Origin of the sequence: Streptococcus sp. Marseille-Q5619 (genome assembly GCF_946901205.1) — a bacterium.
GTDB lineage: Bacteria > Bacillota > Bacilli > Lactobacillales > Streptococcaceae > Streptococcus.
Genome location: NZ_CAMPPO010000007.1, coordinates 165,001 through 186,346, shown reverse-complemented (window position 1 = coordinate 186,346; position 21,346 = coordinate 165,001). Strand labels below are relative to the sequence as shown.

20 protein-coding genes and 3 pseudogenes (1 of these 23 cut by a window edge) are annotated in these 21,346 nt (G+C 39.8%); 6 read left to right on the top strand and 17 right to left on the bottom strand.

From position 1 onward, the window contains the following. The 7 genes from comGB to tgt all read right to left on the bottom strand — a co-directional run bounded on the left by comGB (position 1) and on the right by tgt (position 8,083). The gene (gene comGB, locus OC530_RS09670; RefSeq protein ID WP_262081190.1) at positions 1 to 1,017 is read right to left on the bottom strand and encodes a competence type IV pilus assembly protein ComGB; all 1,017 of its coding nucleotides are present in this window, start codon (positions 1,015 to 1,017) and stop codon (positions 1 to 3) included. Beyond that, on the bottom strand, positions 965 to 1,906 hold the full coding sequence (gene comGA / locus OC530_RS09665; RefSeq protein WP_262081168.1) for a competence type IV pilus ATPase ComGA: 942 nt from the start codon (positions 1,904 to 1,906) through the stop codon (positions 965 to 967). Before comGA ends, comGB begins: the two co-directional genes overlap by 53 nt. A 76-nt stretch (positions 1,907 to 1,982) precedes the next feature. Then, positions 1,983 to 2,348: a DUF1033 family protein gene (locus OC530_RS09660; RefSeq protein WP_045606653.1), complete on the bottom strand. Its 366-nt coding sequence runs from the start codon at positions 2,346 to 2,348 to the stop codon at positions 1,983 to 1,985. A gap of 150 nt (positions 2,349 to 2,498) precedes the next feature. Continuing rightward, positions 2,499 to 3,557, bottom strand: a complete 1,059-nt coding sequence (locus tag OC530_RS09655; RefSeq protein ID WP_000649461.1) for a zinc-dependent alcohol dehydrogenase family protein — start codon at positions 3,555 to 3,557, stop codon at positions 2,499 to 2,501. Between the two features lie 162 nt (positions 3,558 to 3,719). Next, positions 3,720 to 4,871, bottom strand: coding sequence for an N-acetylglucosamine-6-phosphate deacetylase (gene nagA, locus OC530_RS09650; protein WP_262081167.1), 1,152 nt, complete (start codon positions 4,869 to 4,871; stop codon positions 3,720 to 3,722). A gap of 151 nt (positions 4,872 to 5,022) precedes the next feature. Continuing rightward, on the bottom strand, positions 5,023 to 6,840 hold the full coding sequence (locus OC530_RS09645; protein WP_262081166.1) for an acyltransferase family protein: 1,818 nt from the start codon (positions 6,838 to 6,840) through the stop codon (positions 5,023 to 5,025). A 100-nt stretch (positions 6,841 to 6,940) separates the two neighbouring features. Continuing rightward, positions 6,941 to 8,083 carry a tRNA guanosine(34) transglycosylase Tgt gene (gene tgt, locus OC530_RS09640; protein WP_020903627.1) on the bottom strand — a complete coding sequence of 381 codons (1,143 nt, stop codon included), beginning with the start codon at positions 8,081 to 8,083 and terminating at the stop codon, positions 6,941 to 6,943. Positions 8,084 to 8,199: 116 nt separating this feature from the next. Between tgt and OC530_RS09635 the strand changes: the two genes are divergently transcribed. Next, positions 8,200 to 9,057 carry a DUF975 family protein gene (locus OC530_RS09635; RefSeq protein WP_262081165.1) on the top strand — a complete coding sequence of 286 codons (858 nt, stop codon included), beginning with the start codon at positions 8,200 to 8,202 and terminating at the stop codon, positions 9,055 to 9,057. A 28-nt stretch (positions 9,058 to 9,085) separates the two neighbouring features. Here the strand turns inward: OC530_RS09635 and pcp are convergent, their stop codons facing one another. The 10 genes and pseudogenes from pcp to OC530_RS09585 form a co-directional block, all read right to left on the bottom strand. Then, complete coding sequence (gene pcp, locus OC530_RS09630; protein ID WP_173234898.1) at positions 9,086 to 9,730, bottom strand: pyroglutamyl-peptidase I; 645 nt, start codon at positions 9,728 to 9,730, stop codon at positions 9,086 to 9,088. Positions 9,731 to 9,847: 117 nt separating this feature from the next. After that, positions 9,848 to 10,210, bottom strand: coding sequence for a DUF1304 domain-containing protein (locus OC530_RS09625; RefSeq protein WP_262081164.1), 363 nt, complete (start codon positions 10,208 to 10,210; stop codon positions 9,848 to 9,850). Positions 10,211 to 10,220: 10 nt separating this feature from the next. Continuing rightward, positions 10,221 to 10,646: a MarR family winged helix-turn-helix transcriptional regulator gene (locus OC530_RS09620; RefSeq protein WP_262081163.1), complete on the bottom strand. Its 426-nt coding sequence runs from the start codon at positions 10,644 to 10,646 to the stop codon at positions 10,221 to 10,223. Positions 10,647 to 10,958: 312 nt separating this feature from the next. Further along, the gene (locus OC530_RS09615) at positions 10,959 to 12,164 is read right to left on the bottom strand and encodes a LysM peptidoglycan-binding domain-containing protein (protein WP_262081162.1); all 1,206 of its coding nucleotides are present in this window, start codon (positions 12,162 to 12,164) and stop codon (positions 10,959 to 10,961) included. Between the two features lie 162 nt (positions 12,165 to 12,326). Continuing rightward, complete coding sequence (locus OC530_RS09610) at positions 12,327 to 12,950, bottom strand: HAD family hydrolase (RefSeq protein WP_262081161.1); 624 nt, start codon at positions 12,948 to 12,950, stop codon at positions 12,327 to 12,329. A 3-nt stretch (positions 12,951 to 12,953) separates the two neighbouring features. Then, positions 12,954 to 14,234 (bottom strand): MATE family efflux transporter, encoded by a 1,281-nt coding sequence (locus tag OC530_RS09605; protein ID WP_262081160.1) that lies wholly within the window; start codon positions 14,232 to 14,234, stop codon positions 12,954 to 12,956. A gap of 60 nt (positions 14,235 to 14,294) precedes the next feature. Further along, positions 14,295 to 15,779, bottom strand: a complete 1,485-nt coding sequence (thrC, locus tag OC530_RS09600; protein ID WP_262081159.1) for a threonine synthase — start codon at positions 15,777 to 15,779, stop codon at positions 14,295 to 14,297. A 75-nt stretch (positions 15,780 to 15,854) separates the two neighbouring features. Beyond that, entirely contained in the window at positions 15,855 to 17,132 is a 1,278-nt protein-coding gene (locus OC530_RS09595) for a gamma-glutamylcysteine synthetase (RefSeq protein ID WP_262081158.1), read from the bottom strand. 366 nt (positions 17,133 to 17,498) lie between these two features. Next, positions 17,499 to 17,921: pseudogene (locus OC530_RS09590) on the bottom strand (transposase); the annotation flags it as partial. Positions 17,922 to 18,034: 113 nt separating this feature from the next. Then, positions 18,035 to 18,589 carry a DUF1269 domain-containing protein gene (locus OC530_RS09585; protein ID WP_262081157.1) on the bottom strand — a complete coding sequence of 185 codons (555 nt, stop codon included), beginning with the start codon at positions 18,587 to 18,589 and terminating at the stop codon, positions 18,035 to 18,037. An 80-nt stretch (positions 18,590 to 18,669) separates the two neighbouring features. Here OC530_RS09585 and OC530_RS09580 point away from each other — a divergent pair. The 5 genes and pseudogenes from OC530_RS09580 to OC530_RS09560 form a co-directional block, all read left to right on the top strand. Then, positions 18,670 to 19,142, top strand: a pseudogene (locus tag OC530_RS09580) (hypothetical protein). Positions 19,143 to 19,182: 40 nt separating this feature from the next. Further along, positions 19,183 to 20,385, top strand: a complete 1,203-nt coding sequence (locus OC530_RS09575; RefSeq protein ID WP_164226431.1) for a replication initiation factor domain-containing protein — start codon at positions 19,183 to 19,185, stop codon at positions 20,383 to 20,385. 2 nt (positions 20,386 to 20,387) lie between these two features. Then, on the top strand, positions 20,388 to 20,774 hold the full coding sequence (locus tag OC530_RS09570) for a hypothetical protein (RefSeq protein WP_164226432.1): 387 nt from the start codon (positions 20,388 to 20,390) through the stop codon (positions 20,772 to 20,774). Between the two features lie 59 nt (positions 20,775 to 20,833). After that, a complete protein-coding gene (locus OC530_RS09565; protein WP_000598356.1) occupies positions 20,834 to 21,028 on the top strand; it encodes a DUF3173 domain-containing protein in 195 nt (64 codons plus the stop codon). Positions 21,029 to 21,031: 3 nt separating this feature from the next. Further along, positions 21,032 to 21,346, top strand: a pseudogene (locus OC530_RS09560) (tyrosine-type recombinase/integrase) (it continues 818 nt past the right edge of the window).

Here is a 21,346-nt window from a genome sequence, read left to right as displayed (position 1 = left end):
TTAAAAATTTACCTCCATATTGTGATACATGGGCATGAGCATTGCCGCATAAAGTAAAACGATAATCAGAGCCACAAAGATAAAGACCAGTGGCTGCACCAAATTCATGGTGCGGTTGACTCGGGTAAAAAAGGCTTCCCAAGTTTTTTCAGCATAGATTTCCAACTCACTACCCAGCTTGGACTTGACTTCCCCATACTCGATGATGAGACTCAATTCCTTCCTAAAGAAAGGATAGGTTCCTATAGTTTGAGAAAATTCTCGACCATTTTGGAGAGCATGAGCCAAATCTTGACCGATTTCTTTAAAGAGCTGGGAACCTTGTTCCTGCATCATCTGAAAAATCTGCGTCAACTCCATTCCCTGCGAAATCATATTCCCCCACTCACGCGCATAATAGGCTGTCAAATAAGTCTGCACAAAGATTCCAAGTAAGGGAAGGCGTGCTAAGATAGAAAAGACACGCATCTTAGAACTTCTTTTATAAAAAGTGAGTGCTAAAAGGACACCTACTGAAACAAACCCTACCATTCCTAGAAAGATTTGTGGCAGATTTCCGATAATTTGGGTGGCAATATTGCTGCTATCCAGTTGTGGTAGTAGATAGTTCCGTAGTCCCAGCATAATTAAGAGAAGAAAACCCAGCAAAATCAAGGGATAGGTCGCTACTTCAATTAATTTTTTCTTTACCTTGGCCAGATTGTCTAGATATTCTTCTATCTTTCCCAAACTCAGGTGGAGATTTCCATGGACTTCCGCTAGGGATAACTGAGTGACAATGGCACTTGAAAAACCCAAACTTTCCATCATTTCTGAGAATGATTTTCCCTGAGACAAGCCTGTACGCATCTGGGTCACACACTGCTTGTCCAACAAGGCACTCCTATCTAAAAAGGAGATGGTCTCCACCAGATGAAAACCGCTGGAAAAGAGATTGTTAAACAAGGTGATGATATTTTTTTGCTTAGCTGTAGCTAATTTTTTCCGTTTCAGCCTGAAGACTTGTGATATGTCCATCTTTAAGAAGCTGGTCAATCTGTTCATTCCAGCTAGTTGGCTGGTGTTCTTGATAGTCTTTGTTGGCAAAGTCAACGATTCCTCCCCCCCCGATTAATCTCTGGTAGCAGACTCCTTGCAGAACGACTGCCAATTCCTCCTCACTCACACCCAACTCCAACAGGCGCTCATAAACACCTCGAATACTCTTGGCGTGAATGGTTGAAAAGACTGTCGCCCCTGTCAAACTAGCTCTGACCACTGCACGCGCCGTTTCGCTGTCTCGAATTTCTCCGATAATCAAGAGGTCAGGACGATGACGCAAAGAAAGTTTGATTAGATTTTCATAGGTTAGTCCAATCGCCTCATTCAACTGCAACTGGAGCATGTCCTCCTGCTTGATTTCGACAGGATCTTCAATGGACATGACTTGCTGTCCTTTAAAGAGAGATTTAGCCAATTCATGCATCAAGGTTGTCTTGCCACTACCGACTGGACCAGCAAAGAGATAGAGACCACGTTGCCTGTACTGCTTGCCCAGTTCATCAATATCCTGAAACCAAAAATGCAAATCCTGCTCCTCATCATGCAACAAGCGAATAACTAAACTCTCCTGCCCTCGATAATCGCCTACAGTAGATAGACGTAGAGACGCCATCTTCTGGTCATAGGCATAATCACAGGAACCCAGTTGGCTACGTCGCTTTTCTCCAACATTCATACCCGCCACAAACTTAAAGTGACTGATAACAGCCGCAAATTTTTCGAAATCATAACAACCGATTTTACAGCGCTTGTCTCCTATCCTCATATAAAGCTCATAGGCGTCTAACTTAGGGACAAAATAAATGTCTTGTGCCCCTTTTTTCCGAGCCGAACGAATGATTTCTTGTGCAATTTCTTGAACCATACTTACCTCCTCACCTATACTATTCGCAAAGATTTGGAAAAATAAAAAAAGCAACTCCAAAAAAGTTACTTTTTCTCTATTTTAATTTCATACGGCAAGAACGGTGCCTTTCCTTACCTGTTTGTTTTTCATAGCCTGGGCGTAGTTTTTCATCTGGGATAACCTGCTCATCCTGCAAAAGAGCCAAAGAATGGTATTGTTGTAAATACTCATCACATTCATCACACCAGCGTTGGTCTTCCGGATCCCAAAAAATGGTCATCAAGTCACTTCTGCTTTTATAAAGAGGGGATTCTTGTTCTAATTTAAACCAGCAAGTTTTGTAGTATTTGAGAGCATCATAATACTGGTCAAATTTCTTACTAGCTACAATATCTTCTTCCCAACCTTCTAAGAACCACCACGGTTCAAAATCTCCGTACATTTCTATAACACGATACATATTCATTCATTCCTTTGTACCGTATATTATAACCAATTCCGCTAAACAAGGAAAGAAATATGCTCATTTCTTAATTTCTTGATAAAAAATCCAGCCATCTGATGGATGACTGAATTTCTATGTGCTTATGTTCCAAAATGTTTTTACTACTTAAGCTTCTGAAATATCGTTTTCGATAATGACCTTAATTGCATGGTGGTCTGCTGCCTTACTGAAAACTTCATAGGCTTTTTCAATTTCACTTAGTTTGAAATAGTGAGTTACCAATTTTTCTGGTTCAATCTTATGACTTTCAAGAGCTTTCAACAATTGTGGAGTTGTATTTGTAGATACCAAACCAGTTGTTACATTGATGTTGCGAATCCAAAGCTTGTCCAAATCAAATTCAACTGGTTTACCATGCACACCACAGTTGGCAACTGTTCCGTCTACACCGATAATCTTTTGACAGAAATCAAATGTTGCAGGAATACCAACAGCTTCGATAGCAACATCTACACCACGACCATCTGTCAAATCATAAATTTCTTTAATGGCTTTTTCAGGGTCTGAAGAATTAACTTTATGAGTCGCACCAAATGATACAGCAGTTTCCAAGCGGTTATCGTCTAAGTCCACCATAATCAATTTAGCTGGTGAATAGAATTGGGCTGTCAAAAGAGCAGCCAATCCAACAGGTCCTGAACCAATAATGGCTACGCTGCAACCAGGTTCTACTTTCCCTTTTAAGACACCAATTTCATATCCAGTAGGTAGAATGTCTGATAGCATAACCAAGGCTTCATCTGACAAGTCTTCTGGAGTGTGGTAAAGAGTGTTATCTGCATGAGGGACACGTAGATACTCAGCCTGCATACCATCAATCAAGTGACCAAAAATCCAGCCCCCTTCGTCTTCACAGTGGGCATAAATTCCTTTTTTACAGTAGTAGCATTTACCACAGGCACAGACACAAGAAATCAAGACCTTATCGCCTTTTTTGAAGTTAGAAACTCCTTCCCCAACTTCTTCCACAATCCCAATCCCTTCGTGACCAAGAATGGTACCACTTTGGCAAGCGGGAACATCCCCTTTGATAATATGGAGGTCTGTTCCACAAATAGTGGTTTTTACGATACGCACAATAGCGTCAGTTGGCTTGCGAATAACTGGTTTGTCTACGTCAACAAAAGAAGCAAGTCCTGGTTTAACATAAGTATAGGCTTTCATAAAGCATTCCTCCGTTTTTTTATTTGTACTATTTATAATATAATTATAAGCCTTTTCATTTGTTTCTTCAAGTTTTTTTGTGATTTTTTTAACTTTTTTATTTACCGGTAAAGCAATATAGATAAAAAAGCAGAAGCTAATCTCTAACTTCTGCTTTCTCTCTTATGCTTGATAACGTTTCACACCATCTAGGTAGGTTGCTACCAATTCCAAATCTTTATCTAGTACGATAAAGTCAGCGTCGTAGCCTTCACGGATTTGGCCACAGACGTCATCGATGTGAACGGATTTTGCTGGGTTAAGGCTAGCCATCATGACCGCTTCATGCGGATTAGCAATACCCCACTCGACTACATTTCTCATACCATCTTTAAGTTTGAGGATAGAACCTGCCAAATTACCAGTAGATTTGAGACGTGCAGTTCCATTTGCTACTATAACAGGGAATTCTCCCAACATATAGTCACCGTCTTCAAGCCCACCAGCTGTCATACAGTCCGTAATAAGAGCGATGTTTTCTGTCCCCTTTTGCTTAAGTAAAATCTCACAAGCTTTTGGATCTACGTGATAACCATCACAAATCAATTCTGCGTAAGTATGTGGGAGCTCATACATAGCTCCTACCATACCTAGTTCGCGGTGTGTTAAACCACGCATCCCATTATAGGCATGTACCCATACACTAGCTCCAGCATCAACTGCCTTCTTAGCTTGTTCAAATGTCGCATCTGAGTGTCCAAGTGCAACTGTCACACCTTCACCTGTAATAGTACGTACAAAATCTTCCACCCCATCACGTTCTGGTGCAATAGCGATTTTATTTAGCATCCCTTTTGCAGCATCTTGCCAAGAATGAAACTCCTCAACACCCGGATCTCTCATATAAGTCGGATTTTGTGCCCCCTTAAAAGTTTCTGTGAAATATGGACCTTCATAATAAATCCCACGAATCTTAGCACCTGTTGCTTCTTTATAATGGTTTCCAAGATTTTCAGTGACTGCAAGCAATTGCTCATAAGTGGCTGTTAAAGTTGTGGGCAAGAAACTGGTAACACCGGTACTAAGAAGTCCTTCACTCATAGTATGCAATGTACCTTCAATGTTGTTGTCCATCACATCTACACCTGCATATCCATGAATATGAGTATCCACAAGACCTGGTGCAATGCTATAACCAGTATAGTCAAGAACCTCTGCTCCTTCAGGAATTTGATCCACATGTTTCCCAAATTTGCCATCAACAAGTTCTAGGTACCCACCGCGACGAATGCCAAATGGATAGAAAAACTGATCCGCTTTAACGTAATTAGGCATAATAATGACCTCCTTAAAAGATTACTTTTGATATTTATTATGTCAATTACATTATAAACCTTTCTGATTCATTTGTAAATGGTATAGACCTATTTTCTAGAGATATTTTAAAAGAGCTGGATTTCTCCAACTCTTCTCTTTTAAATATACGTTATTTTGATTTGACTGGTTTGTCTTGAGCTGTTTGCAAGGCTGCAGCAATGGTATCTGCATACAATTTAGCTCCGGCTTCAATTTTGCTAGTGTCACTTCCGAAATGGACTTGGTCTGTTCCTGTCCAGATCTCTGGATGTTCCTTAGCAACTTGATTCCAATCAGCAATGGTGATATAAGGAGTCTTCTCTGCCAATTCTCTCATATAGGCAGCCGCCTTCTCAACGATTGCATAGGTCTCTTTTGTCTTATCTCCTTCATAAGGAGTCACCAAAACCATATGGTGGCCCTTAGGAAGATTTTTTACGATACTATCCCAATCTTCCTTGTAATTTTCAGGATTATTTACCCCTGTTGCAATGACCACCATCTTAGGTAAAAATTTATTCTGGCTATTATTTAGCATGATTTCATTGGCGGTCTTGGTTGTTCTGCTGACTTGTGCGTTAATCTGTGCTCCAGGAAGGGCTGTCTGCAGGGCTGTATTTGCCCTTAAGGCCACCGAGTCACCAATTAACATAGTGCCATCAGCAATCCCCAAACTATTTGCATCTGCCCGTTCTGTCATCATCTTGGTCTGGCTAATATTTGTTGCAGCTTGCTTCAAACCATTGACAGTTAAGTCTGTCTCAAACGCTCCCACTTGTGGTGCCAACAAAGTCACTAAGAGGACAATGAAGGCCAAGATTCCTGTACTTGTCGCAAGAATTGCGTGAATATAAGGCAGGGGACGAAGGATTTGTATAATAGGTGTGTCCTTTCCTGCAATCCAAGGTTCCAACACATAAAATGATAGGCTGGCGAATCCATAAGAAAAAATCAAAGTCAGTAACACAGCAAAAAGATTTGAGGTCAACTGTGAGAAAATAATGTAGAAAGGCCAATGGAAGAGATAAACTGCATAGCTAGTATCCGCTAAAAAGCTAATCATCTTCGGCTCCTGTATATTAGGAGTCTTTTCATGTAAAACACGCGCCGCTAAAATCATAGCAAGGGCTGCAAGACTGGCAAGCAAGAAGCCTATAAGATAGGCAAAGAGATAAGTAAATTTGACAAAGAAGGTCAAAATGAGTAGGAAGCCAAAACCTCCTGCAAAAATCAACAGGGTCTTTCGTAAATCCCAGATTTTATCCAACTGCTTAACTAAAGAAGTTGTCTGACGAACGCCTACAATCGTTGCTAGGATACTTCCCAAAAAGAATGGATAGACATGAGTTAAACTGGAGAAGTAAACAGAGGAATAAGAGGTTACTAGAAAACTACCAATAAACATGGAGAAGAAGCTAATTAAGAAGGCAGCAGCTGATAAGAGAAAAACCATTCCCCTCAACTGACCATTTGATTTGGACTGTTTAGATAAGAACCAAACTGCCAATCCCCAAAGAATATAGTAGTGAACCTCAACGGCCAAACTCCAATTATGAACAAACAAATGAGGAATGAACTGAGATTCATAACTCCCACCTGTTAGGAGTTCATAGAAGTTGGTCATAAAGCCTAAGACACCCGCAATCTGACCTCCAATTCCAGCCACATAGTCTTGGCGAACTAGGAGGGTAAAGGGCATGGTTACTAAGACCATCAAAACCACAGGTGGCACAATCCGATAAAAGCGTCTCCTAAAAAATCCAACCAAATCAATCTCATGGTTTTTAGAAAATTCTTCGATGAGTAGAGCCGTAATCAGGAAACCTGAAAATGTGAAAAAGACATCTACCCCGAAAAATCCTCCAGGAAAGATAGTCTGAAAGAAATGATACAAGAGTACCAAAAGTAAACCTGTAATCCTAATCAAGGAAAACCATTTAATGCGCATACGAGTTTATTCTTCCTTTCATTATACACTTTATTCTATCAAAAAAAGAAGAAAAATCCCAAGAGAAAACTTAGGATTTTTAGCTTATATCTATTCCGTTTTAGAAATTACGCCCTGACTTATTATAGCCATATTTTTCAATAAAATACTCACGGAATTCCAAGAGATTGTCATCCATGATGGCTTGTCGCACTTGCTTCATCAGGTTAAGCAAGAAGTAAAGATTATGGTAGCTAGTCAAGCGGATACCAAAGGTTTCATCGGCCTTGAGCAGGTGACGAAGGTAGGCGCGTGTATAGTTCTTACATGTGTAGCAATCACACTCAGGATCCAGTGGTGTAAAGTCCTCAGCAAACTGAGCATTTTTTACAACCAAACGTCCCTGACTGGTCATACAAGTCCCGTTACGAGCGATACGAGTTGGCAAGACACAGTCAAACATATCTACACCACGAATCACCCCATCAATCAAACTATCTGGTGCTCCCACACCCATCAAATAGCGAGGTTTATTTTCAGGAAGCAGTTGGGTTGTGAAGTCCAAGACCGCATTCATCTCCTCGTGGGTTTCTCCCACTGCCAAACCACCGATAGAATAGCCTGGGAAGTCCATGCTGACAAGGTCATGAGCCGATTGGCGGCGAAGATCTTCAAATCCTGCCCCCTGCACAATCCCAAACAATCCTTGGTCATGCGGACGACGATGAGCCTTCAAACCACGCTCAGCCCAACGACTGGTACGCTCGATTGATTTCTTAACGTAGTCATAAGGCTGATAAAACTGAGGACATTCGTCAAAGGACATCATGATGTCTGAACCCAAATTATTCTGAATAGAGATGGCTTTTTCTGGCGATAGGAACATCTTAGAACCATTGAGATGGTTTTTAAAGGTTACTCCTTCTTCTGTGATATTGCGACTATCTGCTAGAGAATAAACCTGAAAACCACCACTATCTGTCAAGATAGGCTGGTCCCAATTCATGAACTTGTGGAGACCACCTGCGCGAGCAATGAGTTCATCTCCAGGGCGAAGCCAGAGATGATAGGTGTTTGATAGGATAATCCCTGAACCCATCTCCTTCAATTCTTCAGGTGACTGAGTTTTGACAGTGGCTTGAGTCCCAACTGGCATAAACATAGGCGTCGGGAAGGTGCCGTGAGGAGTGATGATTTCTCCCAGACGAGCTCCTGTGTGTTTTTCTTTCTTAATCAAACGATATTTGATTGGTGAATCTGACATTTTTTACCTCCGAAGCTGGGAAAAACAGTCCCAGTTCATACTTTGTGCCCAAGGGCATACTGTATGATTTTATCAAAAAAAGCCGGAACTGTCACGAACTATGGTATAATGAGAGAATGAAATACCCAAAAATTGATTTAAAAACCATTCGTCTGCAAGCCAGACAATTTCAGGCTGAAAATCCCCGCCTCTTTCTCGTCTATCTCTTACCTAGCATGCTGGTCATATTGTCTGGCTTTCTTAATCCCTTAGAGCGCATCAACGAGAGTGTTTTAGAACAACCCTTTTTAAGCGTGTTTGGTCATATATTCCAAGCTTACCTTTTTCCACTATTAGTCTCCTTTATCGGAACAATACTTCTAACCAGTTCAGTTTATACAACGCTGAAACTCATCAAGAATCCAGATACAGAACTATCCGTCAAAAATAGTCTGGCTCTATTTGACGAAGAGCACTTTTCACAAACCTTTTTGACTCTTCTTCTCAAACGTTTCTATCTCTTTTTATGGGGCATTCCTAGTTTGCTTGGAATTTACTTCCTTTTTTACAGTAGCTTTTTAGCCAAGAAATTCGTTGCCCTTCACCCTGAGTTTCCCAATCTGGATCTCACGTCAGTTGAAACGGAACGCTTCCTCATGACCTTTGGTCTTTACTTTCTAGCAAGTATCCTCTTGATGGTTGTAGGAAATAGTCTCTATATTCCACAATACTATGCCTATTCGCAGGTAGAATTTCTCCTCTGTGACACCCTAGACTTAGGACAAGCCAAACCAGGACAAATCCTAAAAACCAGCCGTTTCTTAATGAAAGGCTACAAGTTTCAACGCTTTGTCCTAGACTTACAACTCCTTCCTTGGTATTTCCTCAATTGGATTACCTTTGGAATTGCTAGTTTCTCACTCCTAACCTACATTCAAATCAATAAAATGATTTTTTACCGAGCAGTACTGGCTCGAAAACGTCCAAAAGCTTGAAGGTAACCCCTCAAGCCGCTTTTTTCTATCAATGAGTTTCTCCGCCTACCAACTTGAGGTCCTGATCTCCATGTTCTATCATGGCGCCGATTGCCGCTTCTATCCCTCGCCTAATATCCACTAAACTCATAGCTGGAGTAGTCGGTCGATTCACCACCTGTTCCATCATATAAGGAATATGCATAAAACCTGCCTTAACATGTGGAAATTTCTTTTCTACCAAATAGAGGGCCTGATACATCAAATGATTGCAGACAAAAGTACCTGCCGTATTGGAAACAGAGGCCGGCAATCCCTCTTTTTTTATAGCTTGAACCATCGCTTTAATCGGCAAACTACTAAAGTAGGCCGAAGCACCATCTGGGCGAATGGGAAGGTCAATCGGTTGATTGCCATCATTATCAGGAATGCGTGCATCGTCTTGGTTAATGGCCACTCGTTCAGGCGTCAAGCTAGTTCTTCCACCCGCTTGCCCGATACAAAGGACAAAATCAGGTTGATAACGACTCATCTCTTCTTCCAACACTTGGGCCGATTTGTGAAAGACTGTTGGCACTCCTAGCCAACGGACCTCAGCGCCATGGATTTCAGCTGGTAAACCTTTAACGGCCTCTAAAGCTGGATTAACCTTTTCCCCTCCAAAGGGCTCAAAACCTGTCACCAATACTTTCATTTCTAACTCCTTACAACCAATTCCATGAAACTCTTTTTCCGACAATAAAACAAGTATAACATATTTCCCTTATTCTGGAGTAAAAAGGACTAGAGAGACTAAGATTGATCTTTAAACTTATTTAAAGAGAAAAATACTAATCAAGGCCAAAATAGCTGGCCCTCCTTGATTTAAAATAATTTTTTTATCTGCTGTGAGAGAGCCATAAGCCGCCGCCCCAATCACAAATAAAACAAAAATAGTCACAATTTCTAAATTCTGTGAGAAATAAATCCCATACAGGAGAAAGACTCCTAGCAGAACATTATAAATCCCTTGATTTTTAAACAATGAACTTACTGACCGACGAGCCAGTTCTTCCTTTTCCATGTTAAAGACACGACTAGTCGCATCTGATTGCGTTGCAATACTTTCCAAATAAAAAATGTAAAAATGCTCCAAAGCAACGATTGTTGCTAAAATGATTGTAATAATTGACATCTATTTCTCCTTAAATTTCTATATTCTCAATACCCAAAACCAATTTATTTAATAAACGGCTGAGTTCTGTTTTTTCAGATTCTGTTAAGATACTTTCCATCGCTTCTTTAACCTTGATATGCTGCAGAGGCGGATTCATCACTAACTGCTCCTTGGCATACTTCGTAGCTTCTACCAACACTTCCCGCTGATTTTCAGGATTACGATGACGCTCCACCAAACCTTCCTTTTCCAGAATTTTGAAATGTCGGGTCAAAGCAGCCTGATCAATCTTCAAACGCTCCTGAACCGCTATTTGATTACAAGGGGAATGCTTCAGCAAAAATAATAAAATCTGATACCGTGTCAAACTAATCCCAAGTCTTTTTTCAAACAATTGCGTACTCGCTTGCTCAGACAAACGGAGTTGATAAAGCAGATCTTGAATCTCTATCATTTCTTCTTTCCTTTTATTGATTTATCAATAGTTGACTAATCAAGTGTAATGCAAAGTCAAATAGATTGCAAGAATTATGCTTAGATTATTACAAGATGCTAACTTTCCATTCATATTGATACTCAATGAAAATCAAATAGAAAACTAGGAAGCTAGTCGCAGGTTGCTCAAAGCACAGCTTTGAGGTTGCAGATAAAACTGACGTGGTTTGAAGAGATTTTCGAAGAGTATGACAAACAAAAAACGAACGAGACTCGCTTCCTATCACGAAAGCTAGATCTCATTCGTCAAAATGATATTACAAAGTCTGGTTTATCCATTCATTGAAACGTGAACATGATCATAGTGATTTTCTGTCACGCTACCACGGTCTGGCATTTGGTTCCAAGTATTAGCTGGCCCATATTTGCTATCGAATGGAGCATAGAAACGTTGTTTCCAAATAATGTAACTAATTCCACGGCTGGCCATATTTTGAATAGCGTATTCCGCAATCTTATCCCCTAGTTCTGAGCTTTCTGGTACCATAAAATCGATAGCCAAACCTTTTCCGTGATCTCCACTATCTCCTGGACGGTAACCACTAAAGGATGTGATGCCAAACAAGTTGGCGATTTCTTCTTTAAAGGCAGCTGTTTGTGGTTGAAGGCCAGCATTTTCAGATTTCGCTACTGCCAGTCCAGCATAATCGGGCGCAGCTGGAGCCGCGTAAGTTGTTGAAACTGTTTTCGCCTCTTCTGGTTGATAAGTAGAAACTGCTGCTGTAGCTTCACTTGATGATGCTACTTCTTTTGCTTCTTCTGAACTTGTTGCAGTTGTTTCAGGTGCTTTTTCTTCTACTGGTATTGTAGTTGCTTCCACTGTTGAAGCAGCTTGTGGGTTTGCTTGAGTTTCCTCTTTATCAGCTAGAGTCGTTACCTGAGGAGCTGCCTCTTCAACCGGACTGATTGTTTCGGCTGTTTGTTCCTCTGGGACAGAAGTTCCTGTAGATGGTGTCACTTCTTCTGAAGCAGTCACTGTCTCTGTAACTTCTGAACTTGTTGCTACTTCTTTTGTTCTTGTAGTTTCTACCGCTTTTGGAGCTTCTGCAATCGGTTGAGAAAGGTCTGCAACTTGAACAGTTTGATCATCTACGGTTACTTGATTGGTTGTCAAATCTGCTGTCGCAGTTGTCACTTCTTCACTAGAAGCTGCTTGAGGTGTTTGGATTTCAACTCCCGTTACTTCTTCTGCTTCATTGACAGTCGTTGTCAAAATAGTTTCTGGGAAAATCAAGTCCATATTCGTGATTTTATTCAAATTCGCAAGAACTGTGACATCTATACCCAAGGCTTCTGCAATGGTGCTCAAGGTATCACCATACTGAACGGTATAACTTGTTTTGTTGTCCGTTTTAGTCAAATCGTTTTGGATTTGCTTAACACTACGTGCAGTCCAAAGAACTTCTTCTGCTTGGGTTGCCAATACTGGGGCAAATGATAAGGCTACTGTTGAGGCTAATAATATTCTTTTCTTCATTCTTTCAAATTCCTTTCAAATGAGTACCTGTCTATCATAACACAAAAAATGCAGAAAAAAAGCCCTCTCGGGCCTATTTAATAGAACTGTCTATTCCTTGTAACAAACTCAGTTACTTGAAATAGTTTGTTAGGTCTCTGTCACAAAACTGACACAATCTTTTTATTGCTCAGCCTCAAAAAAACGGGAAATATCTGCTAACGCTTGAATCCTGTGATTTCCTTCATAAGTCGACTCTAAAAAGTTGAGGCTTTGAATCCCACTATTCTGGGCAAATTCCACATCCAGAGTCCGATCCCCTATATAATAGGTCTTCTCAGAATCCAACTGATACTTGTCTAACAGATAGGTAGCCGCTTCTGGACTTGGCTTCCGCACAAAACCACTCTGACTGGTTAAAATCTCTGTAAAATAAGATTCCAAACCCAAATCTCTGAGAATGGTAAGAGCATTGTCTCCCTTATGAGTGTAAACAAACTGCTGAATTCCTGATGCCTCTGCCCAAGCTAGCACATCACGCGCACCTGGCATCAAAACTACCTGAGCATTCTTCTCAGCCAAACTCTGGGCACGCACCTGATTTAGCATTTCCACATCCAGCTTTCTCTCTTCTGCCGCCTGCACAAGTAAATCCTGCACAGAAAACTTGAGGATAAACTCTCTCACCTGCTCCTTTTCATAAGGAATAGCAAACTGACCAAAAGTTTCCTCAATCCCTGACAAAATCGCTTCGTAAGAGTCCAATAAAGTCCCGTCTAAATCCCAAATAAAAGCTGTTTTTTGCATTTCCTATCCTTTCAAGCTCATATAACGCTGGTAACGGTAACGTAGAAATAACCAACGAAAACCATTATCCAAAAGGGTTCCGGCCCAAATACCGGGCAAGCCCCAACCAAGCACAATCCCCATCAGATATCCTGTTCCAATGCGGATACACCACATTCCTATACTTGTCGCATAAAAGGGAAGCCGAGCATTGCCCAAACCCTGCCAGACTGCTGTATAGATGACTGTTCCTATCGTCATAGGAGTACCAAGTAGTGAAAAAAGTGTCACTAGCACACTAGCCTCCACCGCTAGAGAATCATTCGTATAGAGATGAGTCAGTGGTATGCCCAAGGCATAGACACTAAGCGTCAAGGGCAACATGAGAAGCAGAGAAAGCCAAAAGGTTTGCTTGCTCAAACTAGCTACTCTTTCCCAATTATCCTCTCCAACTGCTCGAGCCACCAGCATGACCGTTGCCGTAGCTACGCCAAAGGCAGGCATATAGTTAAACTGGGTCAAGACTTCTCCGACCGCATTTCCCGCCACTGCCTCCGTTCCAAAAGAAACGACCAAGGCAATGATAACGACATCACCAGCCCGCATCATAAGCCGCTCTCCAGCTGCTGGCAAAGCTAAGGTCAATAGTTCCTTATCTAAACCAAAAGTCGGTTTCTCAAAAGGCAACTTTAATTGTGACCACAAAATCATAAGACCGACCAAACGAGACAGAATAGTCCCCCAAGCAACACCAGCTATCCCCATATCCAGAACAAAAATAGCTAGACTGGAAAAGAGAATATTCAAAGCATTTGACAAGAGACTAACATAGAGGGGCAGACGTGGATTATGCGTTGCACGAATCAAGGCACCCAGACTGGTCATGAATCCCAAAAGAACAATCGAACCACCAACTAAAGATAGGTAGAGTCCACCACTCTCAGCTACAGTTCTCTCCGTCCCCAAAAGTCCTATCATCTCTTGCCCAGCGAAGATGGACAAAGCTCCCCAAAGGAAACTTAAGAGTAAAGTAATTTTCAACGCCTCAGTCACATGGTAGGCTAGCTTAGACTGATTCTTCTCCCCTAAACTCTTTGAAATAACACTGGAAATAGCAGCTCCCAGAGCTATGAAAATCGCCTGATAAATCGTGATAATATTGCCAGCTACTGAAACACCTGAAATAGCGATTAAGCCCAAGTGAGCAACCAGATAACTGTCCACCATTCCCATGAGCATCTGCAAAAAGTTTTCGCCCATAGCTGGCAAGGCAATATTAAGAATGTCTTTATTTTTCTTAAACAATCCTTCCTCCTGATGAAAAGAAACTCAGTTGGTTTCCCAACCGAGTTTACTCCCCCTGTCTTAAAGTCCTAGATAAGCCTCAACCGCTACTTGCATGTCTGTTGCTGCAACAGTTGTCTTATGACGAACAGGAGCTGTTTCAAGCCCATCAACTGCTGGCGGCACTGCGACTCCTGAAATGTCATGTAATCGAGCCAAGGCTTCAAAGTCGCCAAGCCCTGATTTTCCAGTTACAGCTTCTACTGCAACCACTGGGAACTTGTATGGACTCGCTGTTGAAGCAATCACTGTCTTAGTCACATCGCCAGTAGCCGCTTGGTATTTCTTATAAACTGCCGAGGCAACAGCTGTGTGTGGGTCCTCAATATAGGCATCTGTTTGATAAACACGCTTGATTTCTGCCGCTGTTTCTTCCTCAGTCGCATATTCAGCTGCAAAGAGGTCCAAAATCTCTGCATCAAAATTAGTCAACTCATATTGACCTTGGCTATTCAAAGCATTCATGAGTTCAGCTGTCTTGACCGCATCATTTCCCAAAAGATGGAAAATCAAGCGCTCCAAGTTTGAAGATACCAAGATATCCATAGATGGACTAGTTGTTACCTTAAACTCACGCTTCTTGTCGTAAACACGTGTCTTGAAGAAGTCTGTCAAAACATTGTTGTCATTTGAAGCACAGATTAATTTGCCAACTGGTAGGCCGATTTGTTTGGCATAAAAGGCAGCCAAGATATTTCCAAAGTTTCCTGTTGGTACTGTGAAGTTGACCTTATCACCAGCCACAATCTCACCAGTCTTAACCAACTGAGCATAGGCATAAACATAATAAACAATCTGTGGTACCAAACGACCGATATTCATAGAGTTTGCAGATGAAAATTGCAACTTGTTTGCAGCCAATTTTTCACGAAGTGCTACATCGTTAAACATATGTTTGACGTTAGTTTGCGCATCGTCAAAGTTACCATCAATAGCAATAACATGAGTATTGTCGCCAGTTTGAGTGGTCATTTGCAACTCTTGTACCTTGCTGACACCATCCTTTGGATAAAAGACGATAATCTCAGTACCAGGAACATCCGCAAATCCTGCCATAGCAGCTTTCCCAGTATCACCAGATGTCGCTGTTAAGATGACAATCTTGTTCTCCAAACCATGCTTCTTAGCAGCTGTTGTCATAAAGTATGGCAAAATAGACAAGGCCATATCCTTAAAAGCAATTGTTGAACCATGGAACAGTTCCAAGTTGTATTGGCCATCTAATTTCACCAAAGGCGCTATAGCTGGAGTATCAAACTTACTATCGTAGGCATTGTTGATACAGTAGTCCAACTCCTCAGCTGTAAAGTCATCTAAAAATGCTGACAAAACTAACTTAGCAACTTCCTGATAAGAAGCATCTTGCAATTTGTCAAAGTCCAAATCTACCTTTGGATAAGTAAGCGGTGTAAACAAACCACCGTCCGTCGCCAAACCTTGCAAAATTGCTTGGCTAGCAGTTACTGTATTATTGGCATCACGCGTTGATTGATAAACTAATGTCATTACTCTCTATCCTTTATCTATAGTCTCTTCCATTATATCATGATTTTTCAGAAAATTCTCCCTTTATAAAAGAAATTATAGTCCCAATTCTTTCTTCAAAGGCTCTAAATAAATCATTTCTTGTTTATTTCTCATCTCCAGTCCTTCCTCGGCTAGCAGGAGTAAGTCTTTGGAAAACTCTATAATCGCAGTTTTCTCCTCATCTGTTAGCTTTTTCTTAGAAAATTGTCGTCTTAAAAACTTATAATCACAACCAAATTTCTTAAAGAAAGGTGCTGTTTCTAAGTAAGCTACTAACTTATCTAAATTAACCAACAATCCCAAGTGAAAGGCTGCAGAAGCAAAAGTCCTATCAAGTGGCTGTGTACACACACTACGAAACTCAACTGTTCCTCGAGTCGTTAAGTCTTGGTACTGGTAACTACGATGAGTTTCAAAATCCTTCTCTTGGGGGTAAATAAGAATCTCATCCCCATTCAGAGCAAAAGCTTGGATTTCAGATGTAGGCAAATAGTCCCTAGCCTGAATCGGATAAAAATAATAGGTTTGTCCATCACGTTCCGCAGTAAAAATCGCAGAATGATCTAGATAGTCAAAAAAATCATCCTCATCTTTAAAGAGTCTAGCATTAACCCCAACATTTTCTGGATAGAGACCATGCATGGATTCTTCCCAGAAAATATCCCTTGAAATTTTCGTATCCCAATCTGCACCTGAAAACTCAGAATTGGCAAATAAATATGCCTTAACTGCTTCAATTTGAGTAAAAGCATTAATCACCCGTAGGTAGTTAGATTTTGAAACATCCAGCTGAACCTGACTCCCGCAGATAAAAGCACCATATTCAGGGAAATGATGCAAGTCTGATTTAGTCACATTTCTACTCAAATTCAAATAGTCCATCAGCATGCGATACCGTGGATAAGCCACTGGACAATTCTCATTTTTATCCCAGTTAGGATGAATACCGCAGCCAACGATAGCATGATTTGATTCAGCTAACTTTTTCTGGATCACTACCATATAATTGTTAAAACGATTTTCGACCTCTTGAATTGTTTCAGCCTTACCAAATGCAAACTCAATCGTTGTATAGGAAACTTCAAATAAAATAGCATCCTGACTTATCGGATCCACTAACTGGATCGGATTGCCAAAATCATCTACCTTTTCTACAGTGAAATCCAGAGCGGAAAGTAAATAATGAAATAAATCTTTTATAACTTCAACATCTGTAGCATCCCCTTCCAAGTTTACAACAGGATATTCCAGCTCAATCCCAACAAACAATTCAGGGTTTTCTTTAATATTTTTCAAATACCGATGTTTTAATAAATCGATAGAACGAGACATACTTCCCTACACTTTCATAATCTAAATAAAATTTGAATAACTATTATTATAGCAAAAATAATATAAAAAAGGAACGAAGATTAACTACGTTCCTTAGCTCTTTACTATACCGGCGGCCGGGGTCGAACCGGCACGTCCTTGCGGACACTGGATTTTGAGTTCCATAACTACATTTTTTAAATCTTATAACCTTGATTTAATAGGGTTTTAAGAATTTTGAATCTTGCAAAATAGGCTTATTTTTCAAATTTTAGTAACTTTTTGGTAACACTTCATACCTTATCGTCCTAAGAGCATCATCAGAGAATAGAGGATATGTCCCAACCGGTCATATTCATACAAAGGTATTCAAAACAAAAGATAACGATCAATTAAACCAGCACACAAAACTTGATTGAGAACCTGTGAAATAATCTCAGAAATGAGCTCTTTATCTTGAAAACGACGGCTGTAATTCTTTCCGTATGTAGTAAAATGAGGAACCTTGTCGTCTAAGGTTAGTCCAAAAAACCAGCGATAAGCCACATTTACTTCAATGTCTTTAATGGTTTGGCGCATGGAGCGAATGCCATAGAAGCATTGAATCAAAGGGGTTTTGACTAACATGACAGGATCTAGACTAGGACGACCATTATCTGGACTATAGGTATCTTCTACCAAATCATAGATAAAGTCAAAATCAACCTCTGAGTCCACTTGTCGAAGAAAGTGATCCTCTGGGACTAATTCGTCTATCGTATAGAAACCATATTGGAGTCGATTATAATCTGGTTTTTCTTTGTGAAACATAGGAAACACCTCACAACTCTTCTTAGCTCTATTATACGATTTTGCACAAAGAAAAGCCCTTGGAAACTTGTGTTCCAAGGACTTTGTCTTCAATCTGAAAACTAATTCTTTTTTTAAAATTTTTCTTTAATGTCAGCTTTTAGCTTGTCAAATTTTTCTTTAATGTCAGCTTTTAGCTTGTCAAATTTTTCACGACGGGCTTCTTTTTTATCCGCAATTAAACGTGCTTCAGCCTGATGAGCTAGATCTTGTTGGATTTGGAGGGCTGATTCTACTTCTGCTGAAACAGTCGCAATATCCCATCTTGCAATAATAGTCTGATATTTCTCAAAAATAGCATTTAAAACAGATTCATTTTTTTCTTGTACAAGTGCAATAATAGCGACTTCCCCGTTAGTCAATTTTTCACTAACGGTTGTAATTAGCGCCGATTCAGCCAATTCTTTATCCAATTCTTTATCTAAATCAATGGAAGCTCCAATCGTTCCACCAGCTACAAAACCAAAGAGAACTCCAAGCGGGCCACCTAAAATTCCAATGAGACTGCCAATGAGACCGCCATCGAAATAATCGCTCCCGAAAGAATTCATTAAATCAAAGCTGTCCTTCACTTTAATGATTCCATCCTCAGCCTTCACAATAGAAGCTTGGGCTACTTTTCGTTCCAAGATCAAAATATAGTATGTAACAATTATACCACAGAAAACTCTTCAGTTGCAGAATAAAATTTCGGAGGGTTCATAAAAAGATGACTAATAAAGAGTTAGTCAATCAAATTTCTGGCCTAAACTCTACCTCTACTCTTAAAAATTGGATTCAACTGATTAAAGAGATAAGTGGCAAGGAATTTAAGAAAATTAAAATTCCTATCAGTAGAAACCAAAGAACTCATCAATTAAGTTATACTGTTGCCTATGACTTTACAGACGAAGACCTTATACAATTTCAAAAGTTAGCTAAACTAAAACTTGAAATAGGTCTAAAAGAGCTATACAAGTCGTATTTGGGAGTATAGCAGATAATGATCATGAATCCCTAAACCAAGTAATAGATGCGCTCTACGATGAACTGAGCGCCTTAAAACAGGAATTTAAGCGAGAAATGCGACTGATAAAAATTGAGAATACCAACCTAAAAAAGAAAATCCAAGATATTGAAGAGTCGATGCAAACCGGCTTACTAGGGTTTGTTCAGAAGAGGTCAAAAAATAGGTCCGGCTAATAGCGAGTTTTCGGCTGAGCCATGAGGCAGAAAGCCGAAAATGAGCGTAGATGCGGACGGACCATTTTTGACCGATAGGGTGTGTAGTAACACCACCCTCTGCAAGTTAGGTGTACCATCGAAAGAATTCAGTATTTCCAAGGGTTTCGGAGATTTTAAGGGTGGCAAAATTAGGCAAAAAGTTGAATCAAAATCTATGGCAAAAAATGAACATTTACGTTCTGTATTTGACTGGATTCAAATTCAGTTTGATAAGACTGAATTTTCGCCAAGAGAAATAATCGAAGACATCCTATTTCTTGACTTTGACCTATTTGTTGAGAATAAGGGGAGCCTTAAATACTATAACTATGATAGCCAGCTTCATTATGGGAATATCCGTATCTACTATGGAGCGAAAGAGTCGTCCTACATGCTTGTCATGTCAGGACAGGCACTCGAGTTCTATAGAGATATGGTATTAGATCCAAATAGTCTGTCCGAAAGACAGTTTCTGAACAACCTCTACTACAATTACAATTACAATCAATTTTCAGTAAGACGAATTGATATTGCAATAGATGATTTTAATGAAACGCCCTATTTCACTCCTAATCAGCTTCTAAAGATTTGTCAGAAGAAACGCTTTCTATATGGAAAAAGCACCTACTACAATACCTACGGAGATGAAACAATCGGCCAGACCTTATATTTAAGAAAACCCAATGATGATGAAAGACTTAGAATTTACGATAAGCGCTTAGAACGAGCTGAGAAGCTCGGCATCAGCAAGCGGTATATAGAAAATTGGATAAGAACTGAGTTAGAACTTAGGAAAGAAAAAGCTCACTACTTCATTCAAGAATGGTTGCATTCAGAAATAGACCTTCTCAACTTTACCAAGGGATATCTCAAGGAAAAAGTGAGGTTCTATAGTGATAGTCACTTCTCAAAACCTTTGAGAACTTGGGAGAAGTTTTTAGGTCACTCAAAACCTGTCTCTATCATTATTTCAAAATCAAAAACAGAACTAGAACAAAAATTAGAATGGTTTACTTATAAAGGTTCAGGGGCTATTCTAAAAGCGTATAAATTTCTATACGACAATAATTTACTGCATGAGTATGAGAAATCTAACTATCTTGCACTCAACAATATGGAATATCCACCAGATTTAGCAAGTGGATTAATAGAAAGGGCAATACTCTTTAAAAGAGAGGATTTGATCCCTACAATCAAAGAAAATATCAAAAGGAGAAATTAACTATGGCAAAAATGCTTTCACAAAATGACTGGAATTTTAATAACATTGGAACAAAATTTGAATTGGATGAAGTCATTCCAAAATTTGAAACGGAAGTCCGAGCTGATGCAAACGGAGAAATTATCAAAAACCGAGATGGTAGCGAAAGACGTTTTAATACCGATAAAATCATTGGTTGGAAATACAATGTAACAATCAAGGATGGACAATTCAAAAAGAAATCAACCCAAGTCTCAGTAGACAATCCAGATGCTTTAGTCGATAATGACTATACCCAAGCAATGGATCAAGTACCAGTTACATTTGACAATTTACAAGCTACTATGATTAGCACGACAATGTATTACAAGGCGGATGCTATCCATTTAGTAGATGTAAAACAAAAATAAGTATAAGACAAGGGGAGTTAATCCTCCCCTTACTTAATCTAATTAGAAAAGGAGATCACATGATTAAAACTGTAACAAAAGATGACCTTATCGAACTTGGATTTGCTCCAGGAACTGCAAGAAAGATTATCCATACTGGCAAATTACTATTAGTGAATCGTGGTTTTAATATCTACGATAACAAACGGATTGGTACAATTCCAGCCAGTGTCGCTGAAGAACTACTAGGAATTGAACTCCAGAAAGAAGCATAATGAATGACTATTCGTAAAACTAAAAGTGGTAAATGGACTGTTGATGTTTCTAATGGTTTCCACCCCATCACACAAAAAAGAATACGTATCATTCGAAAAGGATTAAAATCTAAAAAGGAAGCCCTAGAACTAGAACAACATATTCGAGTTGTAGAATTAAAAGAAAAACAATTTGACTTTGTAGTGACAACGGATATGTTATTCGACTTACTTGAAGAAGATGATTTGAAAAATGGCAGAAAAGTAAGCTACACAAGTACACAAAGAAACAATTATGAGCGTCATATTAAGCCTTATTTTAAAGATACAAATTTAAAT

What these genes read in the sequence shown, in the direction of transcription:
- comGB (WP_262081190.1), bottom strand. Translation starts at nt 1,017, where the DNA reads ATGGACATATCACAAGTCTTCAGGCTGAAACGGAAAAAATTAGCTACA.
- comGA (WP_262081168.1), bottom strand. Translation starts at nt 1,906, where the DNA reads ATGGTTCAAGAAATTGCACAAGAAATCATTCGTTCGGCTCGGAAAAAA.
- OC530_RS09660 (WP_045606653.1), bottom strand. Translation starts at nt 2,348, where the DNA reads ATGTATCGTGTTATAGAAATGTACGGAGATTTTGAACCGTGGTGGTTC.
- OC530_RS09655 (WP_000649461.1), bottom strand. Translation starts at nt 3,557, where the DNA reads ATGAAAGCCTATACTTATGTTAAACCAGGACTTGCTTCTTTTGTTGAC.
- nagA (WP_262081167.1), bottom strand. Translation starts at nt 4,871, where the DNA reads ATGCCTAATTACGTTAAAGCGGATCAGTTTTTCTATCCATTTGGCATT.
- OC530_RS09645 (WP_262081166.1), bottom strand. Translation starts at nt 6,840, where the DNA reads ATGCGCATTAAATGGTTTTCCTTGATTAGGATTACAGGTTTACTTTTG.
- tgt (WP_020903627.1), bottom strand. Translation starts at nt 8,083, where the DNA reads ATGTCAGATTCACCAATCAAATATCGTTTGATTAAGAAAGAAAAACAC.
- OC530_RS09635 (WP_262081165.1), top strand. Translation starts at nt 8,200, where the DNA reads ATGAAATACCCAAAAATTGATTTAAAAACCATTCGTCTGCAAGCCAGA.
- pcp (WP_173234898.1), bottom strand. Translation starts at nt 9,730, where the DNA reads ATGAAAGTATTGGTGACAGGTTTTGAGCCCTTTGGAGGGGAAAAGGTT.
- OC530_RS09625 (WP_262081164.1), bottom strand. Translation starts at nt 10,210, where the DNA reads ATGTCAATTATTACAATCATTTTAGCAACAATCGTTGCTTTGGAGCAT.
- OC530_RS09620 (WP_262081163.1), bottom strand. Translation starts at nt 10,646, where the DNA reads ATGATAGAGATTCAAGATCTGCTTTATCAACTCCGTTTGTCTGAGCAA.
- OC530_RS09615 (WP_262081162.1), bottom strand. Translation starts at nt 12,164, where the DNA reads ATGAAGAAAAGAATATTATTAGCCTCAACAGTAGCCTTATCATTTGCC.
- OC530_RS09610 (WP_262081161.1), bottom strand. Translation starts at nt 12,950, where the DNA reads ATGCAAAAAACAGCTTTTATTTGGGATTTAGACGGGACTTTATTGGAC.
- thrC (WP_262081159.1), bottom strand. Translation starts at nt 15,779, where the DNA reads ATGACATTAGTTTATCAATCAACGCGTGATGCCAATAATACAGTAACT.
- OC530_RS09595 (WP_262081158.1), bottom strand. Translation starts at nt 17,132, where the DNA reads ATGTCTCGTTCTATCGATTTATTAAAACATCGGTATTTGAAAAATATT.
- OC530_RS09575 (WP_164226431.1), top strand. Translation starts at nt 19,183, where the DNA reads ATGAGCGTAGATGCGGACGGACCATTTTTGACCGATAGGGTGTGTAGT.
- OC530_RS09570 (WP_164226432.1), top strand. Translation starts at nt 20,388, where the DNA reads ATGGCAAAAATGCTTTCACAAAATGACTGGAATTTTAATAACATTGGA.
- OC530_RS09565 (WP_000598356.1), top strand. Translation starts at nt 20,834, where the DNA reads ATGATTAAAACTGTAACAAAAGATGACCTTATCGAACTTGGATTTGCT.